Below are 15,279 nucleotides of genomic sequence, written 5' to 3' on the forward strand. Positions count from 1 at the left end.
GTCTTTACACTCTTTTTAAGTATTACATCTGCAAGCACCGCTGGTCGCCAATACGCCGCCGCTCGCCTTCACACCCACAAAGCCTTATTATTAGTAAGGTTAACGAGCTCTAGGCTCGGGCGAATCAGCTGGTTACGGAGTTGTTGCATATGAAGATGGCTTTTCTTGGCGCTGCGACAGTGGACTACTTTGAGCAGGCCCAGCGATATCTACCCGGAGGCAATGCCCTCAATCAAGCGCTGCACGCAGCGAACTTAGGCTGTGAGGTGGGCTTGTTCGGCGCCACCGGCAATGACCGGGCGAGTAGGGCGCTACGGCTGTTACTCAGCAATGGCAATGTGGATTGCCGCTACCTGGCCAGTATGCCCGGACAAACGCCGCACAACCGCATCGACAACGATCAGTGGGGCGAGCGCCATGGCGTGCCTGGTGCCTGGCGAGCGGGTGTGTATGACATCTATCGCTTGTCGAGCGACCACTGGCAACAGCTTAAACAGTTCCCGCTGTGGTGTACCCATGCTGATTGGCCTGACTTTTTGCAAGCCTGCTTGTGTAAAGGGCCCAACCAGCGTCTGTTGGTGGACTATCAACACCTCCCTGATTTCTCTTTATTGGCGCAAACTATAAACCGGGTCGACATTGCCTATGTCGCCGGTGAAGCAGGGCTGCAGCCCGAGCTACAAGCGCTCAGTCGCGAGCATCAAACGGTGATCGTGTTGACCATGGGCGCGGGCGGTTCTTGCGCCATGGTGGCTGGCCGTAGCTATTTTCAGCCGGCACTGGCGGTCGATAAAGTGGTGGATACCACCGGCTGCGGCGATGCCTTTCAGGCGGCCTTTAGCATCCACTACCTGCGCAATCGCGATATTCCCCGGGCGCTGAAGGCTGGTGCCACGCTGGCTCGTGAGACCTTGAGCCATTATGGCGCGCACCAGTGGTCGAACAATGTCGACTTATACGACTAGCAAACAGCTGCTTTGAGTGGTGGTTGCAGAATGCGAGAAGGCGTTCTGCAATCGCCGTGAAAATCCCCCGTTGCAAATCGCAAAAAAGCACCTATTTCCTCGCGTAATATTATTCTTTATCAATAGCTTATAAATCTTGGTTCGGCTTTTGCTCTAGTAGGCCTACAGTCACACTCTCGGAGCGAATATGAATATCAAGTACGCAATGTTGGCGGCAGCAATCGCCACGCCTCAGTTAGCTTACAGTGCAGCGTTTTCTTCCTGTCCGACGCAGGCTTTTTTGGTTCAGCAGGGTACGGCGCACCTCTACGGGGTAAACCTGGCCACCGGCTTCTACGAATCGCTGTCTAGCGATATGGGCACCACCGGTAAGCTCAATGCCATGGCCTATAACTTTCATGACGACTATCTCTACGCTTGGAGCTACGAGTTCAACACCTTGGCTCGGATCGGCAATGACTACCAAGTGGAGCCGTTGACCTTGGATTGGGGCTCAATGAGCCACTCATCGTTTTATGTGGGCGATATCTCCCTCAGCGACAACGCCCATTACCTTTACCGCAAAGGTGCGACCCACGGCCTGTATCGAGTACCGCTCGATGAAGGTGCCAGCGACTACTTGCAGGTTGAGCGTCTGATTGATGGCGACAGCCTAAGCCTGAACATCTTCGATTTGGCCTTCCACCCTGACAACGGCATGCTCTACAGCGTCGACCGTAATGGCGTGCTGTGGCAGGTTGACCCACAAAGCTTGAGCTATCAAAACCTCGGCAACGTTGGCGTTAGCGGCACCTTTGGTGCGGTCTACTTCGACCTTAACGGTACACTCTACATCAGCCGCAACAGCGATGGCCTGGTGTTCCGCATCGATGTAGCAGCCGCCTCGCCACAAGCCGAGCAGTTTGCTCAAGGGCCTTCGTCGAGCAACAACGACGGTGCCCGCTGCGCCATGGCGCCGATTGCCGATGACAGCGCCAACATCGATTTTGGCGATGCGCCAGCCAGCTATGGTTCGCTACTCGATGATAACGGTGCCCGTCACCAACTGGTCGATGGCGCGGTGCGCTTAGGTCAAGACGTGGATGGTGAGGCCGATGCCTGGCAATACCCTAACAGCGATGACAACCGCGGCCTCAGCGATGATGAAGACGGTATCGCCTTTGTCACCGGTATTCAGGCTGGTCTGGACTTTGTGGTACAAGCGCAGGTAAGCGGTGCTGGCTACCTCAATGGCTGGGTCGACTTCAACCGCAACGGCGTGTTTGATGACAACGAACAGGTCGTTACCGATAACTGGCTGACCGAAGGAAATCACAGCCTGCTGATTGCTGCCCCGGCCGATGCCGCCGAAGGCGATAGCTGGGCTCGCTTCCGTGTCTCTTCAGTGACCGGCTCTGGTGCCAGCGGCGGTGCGCCCGATGGTGAGGTGGAAGACTACGAAGTCTACATCAGCCAATCGTCGGTGAGCATCAGCTGTTATCCAAACTGTCAGGACTATGCCACGGTAGCCTTTGAAGACAACTGGCCTGCCGCAGGCGACTACGACCTGAACGACTTGGTGATTAACCTGCAAACCCGGGTGATGAGCGATGACAATCAGGTTGAGCGCATCGAGCTGCGTGGTGAAGTTAAAGCCGTAGGCGCTAGCTTCCATAACGGTTTGGCGATCCGCCTGCCGGGTATGAGCGCTGCCCAAATTGATGAGCAGGCAATTCGCTACGAAATCAACGGCGAGCAGCTCAGCGCGAGCCCGATTGAGAGCGCCAGTTCTGAGCTGGTGGTGGTGATAAGCGAAGATGTGCGCGAGTACATCAACCCACTGGGCGAATGCAACTTCTACCGTACCCAAAGCGACTGTGCCGGTGTTGGCCAACTTAACTTCAAGGTGTTCCTGCCTGTATCGGCAGCGCTGCCTGAGCAACAGCTGCCAGCAGCCCCTTATCATCCATTTATCTTTGCCACCGAACATCAGCGGGAACCGGTATTTGCTCAATCGCCCGGTCGTGACCTGGAGATCCACACCAAGAACACCGCACCTAGCGACATGGCCAGCGAGCAGTTCTGGGGGATGTATCAAGATGTGTCTCAGCCGCAAAGTGGTAACTACTATCAAGATGCCCAAGGGTTGCCATGGGCCATCATCCTGCCCTACAACTGGCGCCACCCTCTGGAGCGGGTCAACATCTTGAGCGCTTACCCGGGCTTCTATCTCTACAGCAACAGCGAAGGTGAGCAGGCGGCCGACTGGTATCTGCTGGAAAACGCGAACCCTGAATTTTTGTATCAAGACTAAGCCGGACTGAGGATATTCCCATGAAACAGTTAAACCTAATCGCAATTTTGGCCACCTTTGCACTAACAGCCTGTGGTGGCGGGGGAGGCGGCGGTGACAGCAGCGCCGCTGATAACGAGCAGACCACCACCCAGCCAGCGCCGGTTGAAACGGTACCTGAAGAAGTGGTTGAGCAACCGGTGGAAGTAACGCCAGAGCCAGCTCCAGTTATCGAAGAAGACAACGATGAGCCCTATGTGGCAGGTGATTTCGCCGACATCTCGGTAAGCGAAGACTTTGATTTCGCCATGCAGGGCGACTGGCAGGTCAGTGTACAAGCCAACCTAGCCAGCGCGGAGCGGGTGTTCCTTAACCTGTGTACCGAGCAAGACAGCTATGGTGGCGTCGATTATGCCAGCTGTGTGTGGCAAGGCCCGCTGGCAACAGATGTGACTGAGCTGACGGTGACCTTACCGGGTCACGCCACGCAACTGAATGCTGAGCTATGGCTTCTAGGAAGTGGCGACAGCCAGCGCATCCAACTGACAGAAATGCTGTCAGACAGCGGCTCGATTAGCTTTAGTTTTTAGAGCAGCCTTTAAGACCACTTTTAGCAGCAGTTTGCAGGAGTCACTATGAAACACATCGCACTGTTTATCGACACCCGCGCCGTGGGTGGCATTGAGAGCCATGTACTGAACCTGGCAGTGTCACTGAAACGCCAAGGATTGTCGCCACGGGTACTGCTGTGGAGTGACTATCAAGGCGGCGCCCACCCCATGGTGCGCGCGCTGATTGAAAATCAGGTCAGCGTAGTCGACTTGGCGGGGAGCCTGCAGGCGCTGCGTCAGCAACTGTGCGATGTGTCGCTGGTCCATACCCACGGCTACAAAGCCAGTTTGCTGACCCGCCTGACAAACCTCAGTGTTGGTACGCCCCATGTCACCACCTTCCATGCTGGCGAGCGTTGCCGAGGACGCTTAGCCTTGTATGATTGGGTTGACCGATTCAGTGCGCGCATGAGCCAAGGACGGATCGCAGTGAGTCAGGCGATTGCCGACCGGGTGGCTGCCGGTTGTCGGGTGATTAACAACTTTGTTAGCCCAAGCCAGCAACCCGCCCCGGTGGCCTCTCAGGCCAAACGGGTGGCCTTCGTCGGGCGCTTGGTTGAGGCGAAAGCACCACAGCGGGTGGTTGAGTTGGCGCGCGCTATGCCGGAGCTGGACTTTATGATCTTCGGTGACGGCCCGCTGCGCGCCGAGATAGAGCAATCGCGCCCCAGCAACCTGAGCCTGATGGGCGAGCAGGATATGCAGGTGTTCTGGCCGCAGATCGACTTGCTGATAATGCCCTCCCTTCGAGAAGGCCTGCCGATGGCCGCGCTGGAAGCCATGTCTTACGGTATTCCGGTGTGTGCCACGCCAGTGGGCGGCTTGAGCCACTTGGTGCAAGATCGCCATAACGGGCTTAGCCTGCAAGGTGAAGAGCTGGATCCGTGGGTGGAGCAGCTGCAATGGTGGGCGCATAGCGACTATCAAACCCGTTCCAAGCTGGCCGATAATGCCCGAAACACCATTGTCGAGCAGTACTCGCCCCGCGCGGTGTTGCCTGAGGTACTATCGGTTTATCAAACGGCGATGGCAGCGCGTTGATTGCCGCCCAATAAAAAGCCCTCGTGGGATAACCTGCGAGGGCTTTTTTATATCTACATACTAGCGTCAAGCGAAGGTGCTGGGCAGGCTGCGCAACTTAGCGATACTGCCGCGCATCTCTTCGAGCTCTTGTTCGGCTTGATGGGTGAGATCGGCGGTGTCTTGGGTGAGCAGGCTAACGCGGTTGATATTGCTGTCTAGCTCGCCAACCACCAGTGTCTGCTGCTCGACGGCAGTGGCACTTTGTGCGGCCATCTCATTGATGTGTCGCATCTTGCGGTTGATCTCATCGATGCGTTGTTGGGTAGACGCGCTGCTCTCCAAGGTGGTGCCGACAGCATCGACCCCTTGCTTAAAAGTTTGGCTAAAGTTGCTCAGGCGCTGATTGATGGTGGCCACTGAATCGGCGATCTGCTGGGTCGATGCGTGGGTTCGGCTGCTTAGCGCGCGCACTTCATCGGCCACTACCGAGAATCCGCGACCAAACTCACCCGCCCGGGCAGCCTCAATGGAGGCGTTCAGCGCTAGCAGATTGATCTGCTCAGCTATGCCTTGAATCTCGCCCATAAAATCGTTGATGCTTTGCGCTTCGCGAACCAGCGCTTCGGCAGTTTCTGAGGAGTGGTGCAATTGGTTGGATAGTTGGTTGATACTGCCGACTGTACCGCCCATTTCAGTGAGAGCGTTCGCGCACTCCTCACTCACTGTAGAGGCTGAATCGGCGGTGCGCTGCACGTTGCCAGACACTTCAGTAATTGTGCTACTCATCTGTGTGACCGCGGTGGCGATTAGCTCCACTTCGCTGGCTTGCTGGCGGATATCGGTATTTACAGACTCAAAGCGTTGATGAAGATTATCGGCGTTGCTCTCGATATTGTTGCAGTCATCCTGGGTGCGCCCCAAGATGGTCCGCACCTTCGCTTGCTCCATCTTGATGTGATAATCGGCGATGGCATGGCTGTCTTTGCCCGAGTAGATAAAGCGGCTAACGCTGTCATAGCGGGCACGCAGTTTGGCAAAGTAGCGCGGGGTGACCGCCAGCTCTTGGTTGAGCAAGACTGCGATAAGCACGAATACCAGCGCGGCTGGCAATGCCACACTAAAGCCCGCACTAAAAGCCAACCAGCTACAGAGCCCAAGTCCTGCGAGTGCGGCTAAACCAAGGCGCAAGGCGCGTCGCTCAGCCCATGGGCGCTGCATTTTCCCTTGGTTAATTTGCTGATACAAGGCGTTGGCTTGGCGCTTTTGCTCGGCATCCGGGCAGGCGCGTACCGACTGATAGCCCACCACCTTGTTGCCCTGATAGATAGGCGTGACATAGGCATCGACCCAGTAGTACTCGCCATTCTTGCAGCGGTTTTTCACCATGCCGCGCCAATGGTCACCGGTTTTCAGATGCTGCCAGAGGTCGGTAAAGGCCGGTTTAGGCATACTGGGGTGGCGCACGATATGGTGGTTTTTGCCTTGTAGCTCCTGGTTAGAATAACCAGAAACCTTGCAGAATTGGGGGTTAGCATATTGAATCACCCCATCGAGATCGGTGGTGGATACCAGTTGCTCACCATTGGCAAAGGTGACTTCCCGGTCCACTACATTTGCTTGTCTCTCATCCATGAGTTTGCTCGCAGGAAACTATATCGACGCTAACTCTCAATATAGCGCCCTACAAACTCAATTGATCATAATGTCATTAAGTTATGATCTAGCTCAGGAATTCCCGTCAACTGCAGTGAGTTGGGTCAGTGTCTCGGCACTTTGCTCCCACCAGGAGTTGTTGCTGTATGCACCGCCGATGGTGCGAGTTTCGCCAATCATAGGGATCCATAGCGATACACCCGAGCGCTCAGCCTGATGTTGCACGCGCTGCAGCGGCTCCTGCCAAGGGTGAAATGCCAGGTTAAAGGTACTGTTGTGGATAGGCAGCAACACTTCGCCACGCACATCCAAGTGGGCTTGAACGCTTTGCTCTGGCAGCATATGCACGCTAGCCCAGCTTTCATCATAGGCACCGGTTTCCATCAAGGTCAGATCAAACGGGCCGTAGCGCTCGCCAATCTCCTTAAAGCCGCCGAAGTAGCCGCCATCGCCACTGAAGAACACCTTGCTTTGCTGCCCTTGCAATACGAACGACGCCCACAGGGTTTGGTTACGGTCTCTCAAGCTGCGACCACTAAAGTGTTGGGCTGGGGTTGCGGCCACGGTGACGCCTGCATGTTGGTACTCTTGCCACCAGTCCAGCTCGGTGACTTTGTCTGCCGGAACGCCCCAGTCAATCAAACGTTGTCCGACACCTAGCGGGGCAATAAAGCGCTCGGTCTTGTCGGCCAGTGCCAATACGCTGTGTTTGTCGAGGTGGTCGTAGTGGTCATGCGAGATAACAATGGCGGTCAGCTCGGGTAACTGTTCGAGAGTGACAGGCGGTTGGTGGAAACGCTTAGGCCCAGCCCACTGCACTGGGGATGCGCGCTTAGAGAACACCGGATCGGTTAGCCAAAAGCCACCATCCAGTTTTAGTAGCACGCTGGAGTGGCCCAAACGGGCAACCAGATCCTGCTGACTTTGCTGCCACAGTTGCAGATCCAATGGCTGCATGGGCAAGGCTTGCTGAGGAACGCGCTGTTTGCGGTCTTCGAACATAAAGCGGTAGAAGATGTTAGCCATGTTTTCACTCCCGTCGTTCAGTGAGGTTGCTTGGTTGTTAAAGGTTTTGCCATCGAACTGCTCAGATTGCCATTGCTCAGGTTTATTCACGCAGGACATCATGGTTAACGACATTACGATTACTCCAAACTTGCTGAGGTTGATCAGGTTCAATAGGGAACCATCTAAAAGTAAACTTGTGAGTGTAGTTATAGTGACTGTTCTGGAAAAAGTAAACTAGCAAGTGTAAAATTTACAAAAATCCACCTGTTAACGAAAGGCTACAGTTATGTCTTCTCGCAGTGAGCGTAAGCGCCAAGCCATCCTAGATGCGGCTGTGATTGAATTCTCAGAGAACGGCTATCAAGCAGCCAATATGGATGCAGTGAGTGCGCGCGCCGATGTGTCTAAGCGCACTTTGTACAACCACTTTGCCAGTAAAGAAGGGCTGTTCGAGCAGATTACTGCTCAGCTTTGGTTGGAGCGGATCGAGCTCAGCTACAGCTCAGAGCAGCCGCTGAGTGAGCAGCTAAACGCCTTCGCCGAGGCTAAAGTCGCGCTGATGCTCGACCCGGAACATATCGCGCTGTCGCGCTGTGTCATGGCCGCCTATATGCAGCAGCCCGAGATGGCCCAGCAGGCGATGCACCGCTTAGCAAACAGTGAGGGAGCGCTAGAGCTATGGTTGAATGCGGCGAGTAAGGATGGACGCATCAAAGCCTGCGACGCAAAGTTAGCCGCCAACCAGTTCTACTCGCTACTTAAAACCGAAGCGTTTTGGCCGCAGGTATTGGCGCACTTACCCGCGCCCAGCCAAGAGCGACTGGATACGCTGGTGGAGCAAAGCGTTGCGATGTTCTTGCAGTTTTATGCGCTGGAAGACTCTAACTGAGCCAGTAATAATTCGCGCACCTTTTTGCTAAGGCCGCCCACAACCAGCGAGTAGGAGTTATCAATCAGCCGAAGCGCCTGCTGCTCGGCGTCTGAGCCATCAAAATGCAGGGTCAGCCAGTGGCGCTTATTCATATGGTAGCCACGGCTGATGGCCGGATAGATGTCGAGCAAGGCATCCAGCTGCTCAGGCTGACACTTGAGATTGATGTACATCTCTTGCTCTCGCCAAAATACCAAGGCAAACATCTTTCCACGCACCTTAAACACCGGCGCATCGGGGGTAAAGGGCAGCTCTAGTACTGATTCAGGGCGGCTAAGCAGGTATTTCTTTAGTTGTGGGTAGTCCATAGTCGCAACTCAATATTCTAGGGGGCTGGAATACCCTAGCAAAACCGAATCAGTCAAGCGAGCGGTTGTGAGGTGGTATTAACTGACTTGTTTTTGGAGAGTTCCATACCAGTGACTTTGCTAAAAACAGAAGTGAGTGTTTAACAACAAGCATCGCAACAATCCCGTTCACTAGCTACAACGCTAGGTGACTAATTGTTAGCTTGTTCAAGTTCATAGTCTGCAATTAACTCTCGAACAATGTTTTCTACTAGATGTCTATCACTTTGGTTAGAGTCAACTCCTGACCAAACAATCAATGCCTTCCACAGAGCCCAGCCTCGACCTCTAGCCCATGTGTGCGAGTCTACATTTCTATGCTTTTTGAACTCCTTACGGGAATTTCCACTAAATAGCGTCCATGCTATAGCTAGATCACAGGCAGGGTCACCGATAGCACTACAGCCAAAGTCTATAACCGCAACAAGGTTTCCATTGTTAACCAGAAGATTACCTAGGCTTACATCTCCATGAAACCAAACTGGTTTATCCGTCCACTCATGAGTGGTAGCCGCTTCCCAGATAGATCTAATAGCAGCTTCATCAACAATACCACCTAAAATAACGAGTGATTTTTGCACGTCATCTTCATAGTGTTTCAAACTGCAACCTCTAAAAAAGTTGTGTTTTCCTGCGGCGGGCGCACCCTTAATTGAAACCAAGTCCAGAGAATTAAGAAAACTTGCTAGGTCGCGGGCTATTGTGGTCAGATCACCATCATAATTGTTAATTAGTGTTTCCCCATCGAGCCACCTATATACTGACCATGGCCGTGGAAACAACTCATCACTTCGACCTTTTGCGACTGGTGTTGGGATAGGTAATGTAACTTGCTCGGCAATGATTGGTAGCCACTCTTGTTCCTTCTCAACTTGTGAAATGTAATCGTCAGCACTTGGAAGCCTAACTAGTAGCTCCTTACCTAGATGAAAGGTTCTGTTGTCCCAACCAGAGCTTTCGACAGGAGCAATAACCTCGTCTCTCCATTGTGGGAACTGTGAGCGAATGAGTTTTTTAACCAGAGCAACATCTATCAGCATTTTTTGTACCTTCAGTTCGAGGGACAAAATTATACAGGACAATGGATACAGCGTGCAGAGCATGAGTCTTGAAGGAGTATTTCTGTATGTGAGCTCATAGACAGAATCTTAAGTACGCTCTCGTTTGGCGCAAAAGCGTGTTGTAGATACTTAGCTCCAATAAACTGAAAGATAAGCTCTCGCTCACCTAAACATCTTATGCAGTTTCCTCAATCAACTGATTAATCTTTGCCAGCAACACATCCGATTTAAACGGCTTGGCCGAATAATCATCCATGCCTGACTCGTAGCATCTCTCGATATCCTCATCCAGTACGCTGGCGGTGAGGGCGATGATGGGGGTACGTTTGCGCTGTTGCTGCTCTTCCAACTCGCGGATCTGCTGGGTTGCGGTAAAGCCGTCCATCACCGGCATCATGCAATCCATTAGCACCAGGTCGATGTCATCGCCGGCTTTGACCGCGTCGACCGCTTCTTGGCCATTGTTGGCGACGGCCAGGCGGTAGCCAGCTTTTTTGAGGATTAGCGAGGCGACTTTTTGGTTGGTGCCGTTGTCTTCCACAATCAGCACTTTATGGCTGACAGAGGGCAAAGGCGTGACCTTGGTTTCGCTGGTTTGCCGCCAGTTCAATGCTTGGTTGATGGCTTTGGCAAAGCGCTCACCGAGCAGGGGCAGGGTAATCACGCCATCAAAATTGGCTGGCAGTTCCAGCTCTTGATAGCTGTAGTGACGGGCCAGTACGCAACTGATGCTTGGTTTGAGCGTTTTAGCGAGGGTCATTTGTGAGGCGGCATACTGCTCGTTGTCGCTGCAGATTATAAGCGCTTCAATATCACTCAGTGAGCGGCGGTCCAGCTTGTCAAGCGCTTGGGCCTGCGCGCCCCAGTAGGCGGCTTCGTCGACTAACTCGATTTGCTGCTGGGGATTATCGGCAACGATGGCCAGCTTGCGCCGGTCAAGCTGCATGGTGCGGCTTGCGCTGTCTACGATGCGGGTGGTCAGGGTAAAGAAGAAACGACTGCCTAGGCCTTTGGTAGATTCCACCTCCAGCTCACCGCCCATCATCTCGACCAGCTCCTTACAGATGGCAAGGCCAAGCCCGGTGCCGCCAAAGCGGCGGGTAATCGAGGAGTCTTCCTGACTGAACAGTTGGAAGATCTGCTGCTTCTTGTCTTCGTCGATGCCAATACCGGTATCAATTACCGCGAAATCTAAGGCCAGCTGCTCATGGTCTAGCTGGCGATACTTGAGCGATACGCTGATGGAACCTTTCTCAGTGAACTTAACGGCGTTAGATAGCAGATTCATCAGTACCTGACGGAGGCGATGGTCATCGAGCAGCACCGACTCAGGCAGACCGTCTTGAATATGAGTTTTAAGCTGCAGCTTGGCTTCTGAGGCCTTAGGCAGTACCAAGGTCAGGCTGTCGAATACCAGCTCGCGCAGGCTGCAGGAGACGGGCGCGAGTACCAGGTTACCCGATTCAATCTTAGACAGATCGAGGATGTCGTTAATCAGGATCAGCAGGGCATGGGAGGAGGTCTCAATGGTCTGCAGATAATCATTCTGGCTGGGCGAGAGCTTGGTCTTTGAGAGGATCGATGACATGCCGATGATGCCATTCAGCGGCGTGCGGATCTCATGGGACATGTTCGCCAAAAAGGTACTTTTAGCGCGGTTGGCTTGCTCGGCTTGCTCTTTGGATTGAATGATGCGCGCGCGGCTTTGCACGCGCTCTTCCAAAATGCGATTGAGCTGCTCAGCAAACTCGGTGAACTCGTCTTTGCCATCGATCTTGATGCTGCGTTGGCTGTCGGCGGTGTTGTCGAGGTTGCTCATGGTATGTACCACCCGGCTCAGTACCCGGGTCACCCGACGATAGACATTGCTGCCCAAACTCACCAAGGCCAACAGTGCCAGCACGGTAAGCGCAATCAGCGTCAGCGCGCGCCACTCAGCATGGCGGATGTTGATTTTTGCCTCGGCTTCTAGCTGCTCCGCAAAATCGCCGATTACCCCATTGATGATCTGTTGGCGCTCGCGCAGGGCAGGCAGGTTGTCGATCAGTTGCTGATGTTCCAACTGTTGGTAGATCAGCGCCTCGCGCAGGGCAAACGAGCGCTGGAAGGCGGGGGCGGAGAACTCTTCCATCAAGCGGGTGATCTGGGCGTCCGTGGCAAAGATATTGATAAAGCGATCCACCAACTGCTGCTGGTTAGCAATGGCGGCGTTAAAGCGCGCTAGGTCCAGCGACATCTCGGTTGAGCCGTAGCTCTCCAGCACCCAGCTCTCTTGCAGTGCCCACAGGCGCAGCCACGAAAGCTGATGAAGTACTTGCGCTTGTTGGTCGATGGCGTTGACTTGGCTCAGTGGAGTTTGCTTCTCCAGCTCCATGGCAATCGGCGCCAGCGAGTCCATCAGCAGGGTTTCCCAGTCAACCAACTCATCGCGGCCAAAGGTGGCGAGCTCGTTGACTAACCAGATCAGCTCATCAAGTTGAACCACCACGCTGCTCGGAAGGTGCTGGCGGGCGCTGGCAAAGGTGGGCAGCGTGTCGCGGGTATTATCGATGGATTGGCTATCAAGCAGGGCTTGGCGACGAGTGACCGCAACTTGCAGCAGCTGTTGGAGCTCGATCTGGGTCTCAACCACACTGTTGATCGTGTGTAAGCGATTGATACGTAGGTACTGTTTGAAGATATCTTGCGCAGAGAGCGCCAGGCCGATGAGCAGTGGGAGTATCACCAACAGTAATACCCGCAACCTGATTGAGAAGGTGTTGAGTAGAGCCATGCAGTCCGTCCGATTCCTTTCGAAGCGAGTACCAGCGAGCAGTTACATTATAGTGTAAGCGATTAATGACAGTATGGAAGTGTTAACTGACCTCTACGCTTGAGGGAAGGCATCCGTGCCTATTTTGTTAACGCATTTGTGAGCCGGCGCGATGGTGTGGGTTTAGCGCCACGCCAGTTTCATCGCGCTCAAAGTCTGTTTAAGCTCGCGTCGGTGAGGATTAAGGAACAGGGCTCGCAGGCGGTAAGAGAAAGCCTGTTTGAACTGGTCCTGTTGCTCGGCCAGCTCAGCCTGCAGGGTTTGGATGCGAGAGCGGGCAACTCGCAGCGCAGGACGAGATTGCTGGGCTACCGCTTGTTGGTGACGAAGATAGATCTCGCCGAGCGCCTGCAAGCGCGCTTCGGCCTTGCTGCTTTCTGAGTCGCTACGCATTAAATAGTGGGTATGGCTGCGATTGAGAAAGGCCACCGGGGCGTGTAAGGCCAGTTTCAGCCACAAATCCCAATCTTCAGCGGACACCAGCTCGCAGTCGAAGCCGCCTACTGCGTTAAAGGCGGTCTTGCTGAACATCACCGTGGAGGTGCCCACCACGTTCTCTGCAAAGATAGTAGCGGCTGCACTGGGCACCACGCGGTAACCGGCACGTGCTTCAACGAACTGTTGGAAGCTAGGCCAGTACTCAAAGCAGGTGCCGCGGTCTTCGCCGTTCTCGCCGATGTGGCGGTAGTCGGTAAAGCTAAAGCCCATCTCCGGGTGACTTAGGTGCACGCTCAGTTGTTCGCTGAGTTTGTCGGGGCGCCAGGTATCGTCGGCATCTAGTAGGGCAATAATCTCGGTGCTGCTGTGGGCTATTCCCAGGTTGCGGGCGCGAGCTGGGCCGCGTCCTTCCCCTTTAATGGCAACCAGTCGTGATTCGCTTTGTTGCTGCTGTTCTAGCCACTGCCAGGTGCCATCGGTCGAGCCATCGTCGACCACGATAATCTCAATAGCCTGCAGGCTTTGGGCTTGCACACTTTTCAGTGCTTGCTTGAGATAGCCCAAACAGTTGTAGCTGGGGATAACCACCGAGCAGAGTGGCTCTTGGTGTTTAGGCTGGAGTGCAGGTTTAGGCTTAGTTTCATTCATCATTTCACCTTTGGCATTGTGGTTGCTTTGTAAGGGAAGAAGCAGAAGCCATGCCATAACGAGATTGCCAATGACAAACAGCACCTTTCTTCATCCACAACTGAACCAGAGCTTGATTGCTCTGGGCTGCTGCTTGGTGCCGTTCGCACTTTGGTACCTTGTCCCTAACCCTCTGATTCCCATCGCCTTTGCTATCTTGCCTGTGGCTTTGGTCAGTGTTTTTCGCTTTCCCTTTTTGATGGTGATGGGCTTTGTATTGTTTTCATTTTTCCGCCTGCACGAGGCCTATCCGCAGCTCTATCCACTTCGCATTCCGCAACTGCTGGCACTAGCGTCACTGGCGACCTTGGCCTGGCATTTGGGAATCACTCGCAAATTGCGAATCTTCTGGTGTAGGGAGCTCACCTGGCTGGGGGCATTCTTTTTCTGGTGCTTGGTGACGGTGGTCATGGCATCCAACCGTGGCCTGGCGATTGCCTACTTTAACGGGGTGTTTAGCAAGATCATTATTATGACCTTTGCCATTGCATGGCTGGTGCGTAAGCCTGAAGACTTAGCTAAAGCGGCGCTTGCCTGTATTGTCAGCGGGATTGCTGTGGCCTATGTGGCGCTCTATAACGCCCAACATGGGCTGGAGATGGTGGAGGGCACTCGGGTGACCATCGGTCGCTCCTTTGGCTCGGTGCTGGGAGACCCTAATGATTTGGCGCTGACTTTAATGTTCCCTATGGGTTTTGCGGCGGCGTGGGCTATGGACCGCACCCTGGGGTTACGGCGCTGGGTGGCGATCATCGGCTTTGTCTGCCTGTTTATGGCCTTGCTGGCCACCCAAAGCCGTGGCGGCTTGCTGGGTGTGCTGACCCTATCTGGGGTATTGGCATGGCGACGGGTTGAGAACAAAGCCTTGCTGATTGGTGCCGGTGCCATCGCGATGCCGATACTGTTTGTCGTGGCGGGGATCTCGGACCGCAGCTCTGGCGGGGCGGCAGAGTCGGGCATTGATGAATCCTCGATGGGCCGGCTATATGCCTGGGAGGCGGCCTTCTATATGGCGCTGCGCAATCCCTTTACCGGGGTAGGGCTGGACAACTTCTATTCCAACTACTTCTTCTTTAGTAAGCACTGGGATGGTAAGAACCATGCGGTGCACAGCACCTGGTTTGGCGTATTGGGTGAGACTGGCTTTGTCGGCCTCGGGCTATTTACCACTGCCATCTATAAGCTGGCGCGCTTGGCACAAGCGAACCTGATTGCGCTGGCGGAGCTGGGCATGCGCAGCGGGCCGTTATACGCGACCGCCGAGGGGATCTTTATTGGTCTGCTCGGCACCTCGGTGTCGGGCACCTTCTTAACCCAGGGCTTTACCTGGCCGTTTTATATCTTGGCGGCCCTGATCGTGGCCCTGCACGCCATCTTAGTGCGTCAGTTGCAAGCTGCAAAAAGCAGCTGATTAATTGACTTATCTATATGAAAAATAAAGAATAAAAAACTCTGGCCTCGACCTTGCAGT

General features: G+C 54.2%; 12 protein-coding genes. 6 read left to right on the forward strand and 6 right to left on the reverse strand.

Annotated features, from left to right (window positions below):
* Positions 1-149: 149 nt before the first annotated feature.
* The 4 genes from G461_RS0121380 (at position 150) to G461_RS0121395 (ending at position 4,889) form a co-directional block, all read left to right on the forward strand.
* Complete coding sequence (locus tag G461_RS0121380) at positions 150-965, forward strand: carbohydrate kinase family protein (RefSeq protein ID WP_026973376.1); 816 nt, start codon at positions 150-152, stop codon at positions 963-965.
* 187 nt (positions 966-1,152) lie between these two features.
* Positions 1,153-3,258 (forward strand): LruC domain-containing protein, encoded by a 2,106-nt coding sequence (locus G461_RS0121385; protein WP_051333749.1) that lies wholly within the window; start codon positions 1,153-1,155, stop codon positions 3,256-3,258.
* Positions 3,259-3,278: 20 nt separating this feature from the next.
* On the forward strand, positions 3,279-3,827 hold the full coding sequence (locus G461_RS0121390; RefSeq protein WP_026973378.1) for a hypothetical protein: 549 nt from the start codon (positions 3,279-3,281) through the stop codon (positions 3,825-3,827).
* Between the two features lie 45 nt (positions 3,828-3,872).
* Complete coding sequence (locus G461_RS0121395) at positions 3,873-4,889, forward strand: glycosyltransferase family 4 protein (protein ID WP_026973379.1); 1,017 nt, start codon at positions 3,873-3,875, stop codon at positions 4,887-4,889.
* 66 nt (positions 4,890-4,955) lie between these two features.
* Here the strand turns inward: G461_RS0121395 and G461_RS0121400 are convergent, their stop codons facing one another.
* Both G461_RS0121400 and G461_RS25135 read right to left on the reverse strand, forming a co-directional pair.
* Positions 4,956-6,503 (reverse strand): methyl-accepting chemotaxis protein, encoded by a 1,548-nt coding sequence (locus tag G461_RS0121400; protein ID WP_026973380.1) that lies wholly within the window; start codon positions 6,501-6,503, stop codon positions 4,956-4,958.
* 93 nt (positions 6,504-6,596) lie between these two features.
* Positions 6,597-7,664: an MBL fold metallo-hydrolase gene (locus tag G461_RS25135; protein ID WP_051333751.1), complete on the reverse strand. Its 1,068-nt coding sequence runs from the start codon at positions 7,662-7,664 to the stop codon at positions 6,597-6,599.
* 154 nt (positions 7,665-7,818) lie between these two features.
* Here G461_RS25135 and G461_RS0121410 point away from each other — a divergent pair, with 154 nt between their 5' ends.
* The gene (locus tag G461_RS0121410) at positions 7,819-8,421 is read left to right on the forward strand and encodes a TetR/AcrR family transcriptional regulator (protein ID WP_026973381.1); all 603 of its coding nucleotides are present in this window, start codon (positions 7,819-7,821) and stop codon (positions 8,419-8,421) included.
* Here G461_RS0121410 and G461_RS0121415 read toward each other — a convergent pair.
* The 4 genes from G461_RS0121415 to G461_RS0121430 form a co-directional block, all read right to left on the reverse strand.
* Positions 8,397-8,771 (reverse strand): MmcQ/YjbR family DNA-binding protein, encoded by a 375-nt coding sequence (locus G461_RS0121415; RefSeq protein WP_026973382.1) that lies wholly within the window; start codon positions 8,769-8,771, stop codon positions 8,397-8,399. The genes G461_RS0121410 and G461_RS0121415 overlap by 25 nt on opposite strands.
* 191 nt (positions 8,772-8,962) lie before the next feature.
* Positions 8,963-9,850 (reverse strand): aminoglycoside phosphotransferase family protein, encoded by an 888-nt coding sequence (locus G461_RS0121420; protein ID WP_035480992.1) that lies wholly within the window; start codon positions 9,848-9,850, stop codon positions 8,963-8,965.
* Between the two features lie 196 nt (positions 9,851-10,046).
* Complete coding sequence (locus G461_RS0121425) at positions 10,047-12,644, reverse strand: hybrid sensor histidine kinase/response regulator (RefSeq protein WP_026973384.1); 2,598 nt, start codon at positions 12,642-12,644, stop codon at positions 10,047-10,049.
* A gap of 162 nt (positions 12,645-12,806) precedes the next feature.
* On the reverse strand, positions 12,807-13,769 hold the full coding sequence (locus G461_RS0121430; RefSeq protein WP_169727285.1) for a glycosyltransferase family 2 protein: 963 nt from the start codon (positions 13,767-13,769) through the stop codon (positions 12,807-12,809).
* 70 nt (positions 13,770-13,839) lie between these two features.
* Between G461_RS0121430 and G461_RS0121435 the strand changes: the two genes are divergently transcribed.
* On the forward strand, positions 13,840-15,219 hold the full coding sequence (locus tag G461_RS0121435; RefSeq protein ID WP_035480995.1) for an O-antigen ligase family protein: 1,380 nt from the start codon (positions 13,840-13,842) through the stop codon (positions 15,217-15,219).
* The last annotated feature ends 60 nt before the right edge of the window (positions 15,220-15,279 follow it).

Origin of the sequence: Aliagarivorans marinus DSM 23064, assembly GCF_000429485.1 — a bacterium.
GTDB lineage: Bacteria > Pseudomonadota > Gammaproteobacteria > Enterobacterales > Celerinatantimonadaceae > Aliagarivorans > Aliagarivorans marinus.

What these genes read in the sequence shown, in the direction of transcription:
- G461_RS0121385 (WP_051333749.1), top strand. Translation starts at nt 1,153, where the DNA reads ATGAATATCAAGTACGCAATGTTGGCGGCAGCAATCGCCACGCCTCAG.
- G461_RS0121390 (WP_026973378.1), top strand. Translation starts at nt 3,279, where the DNA reads ATGAAACAGTTAAACCTAATCGCAATTTTGGCCACCTTTGCACTAACA.
- G461_RS0121380 (WP_026973376.1), top strand. Translation starts at nt 150, where the DNA reads ATGAAGATGGCTTTTCTTGGCGCTGCGACAGTGGACTACTTTGAGCAG.
- G461_RS0121435 (WP_035480995.1), top strand. Translation starts at nt 13,840, where the DNA reads ATGACAAACAGCACCTTTCTTCATCCACAACTGAACCAGAGCTTGATT.
- G461_RS0121425 (WP_026973384.1), bottom strand. Translation starts at nt 12,644, where the DNA reads ATGGCTCTACTCAACACCTTCTCAATCAGGTTGCGGGTATTACTGTTG.
- G461_RS0121395 (WP_026973379.1), top strand. Translation starts at nt 3,873, where the DNA reads ATGAAACACATCGCACTGTTTATCGACACCCGCGCCGTGGGTGGCATT.
- G461_RS25135 (WP_051333751.1), bottom strand. Translation starts at nt 7,664, where the DNA reads ATGTCGTTAACCATGATGTCCTGCGTGAATAAACCTGAGCAATGGCAA.
- G461_RS0121400 (WP_026973380.1), bottom strand. Translation starts at nt 6,503, where the DNA reads ATGGATGAGAGACAAGCAAATGTAGTGGACCGGGAAGTCACCTTTGCC.
- G461_RS0121420 (WP_035480992.1), bottom strand. Translation starts at nt 9,850, where the DNA reads ATGCTGATAGATGTTGCTCTGGTTAAAAAACTCATTCGCTCACAGTTC.
- G461_RS0121410 (WP_026973381.1), top strand. Translation starts at nt 7,819, where the DNA reads ATGTCTTCTCGCAGTGAGCGTAAGCGCCAAGCCATCCTAGATGCGGCT.
- G461_RS0121430 (WP_169727285.1), bottom strand. Translation starts at nt 13,769, where the DNA reads ATGAATGAAACTAAGCCTAAACCTGCACTCCAGCCTAAACACCAAGAG.
- G461_RS0121415 (WP_026973382.1), bottom strand. Translation starts at nt 8,771, where the DNA reads ATGGACTACCCACAACTAAAGAAATACCTGCTTAGCCGCCCTGAATCA.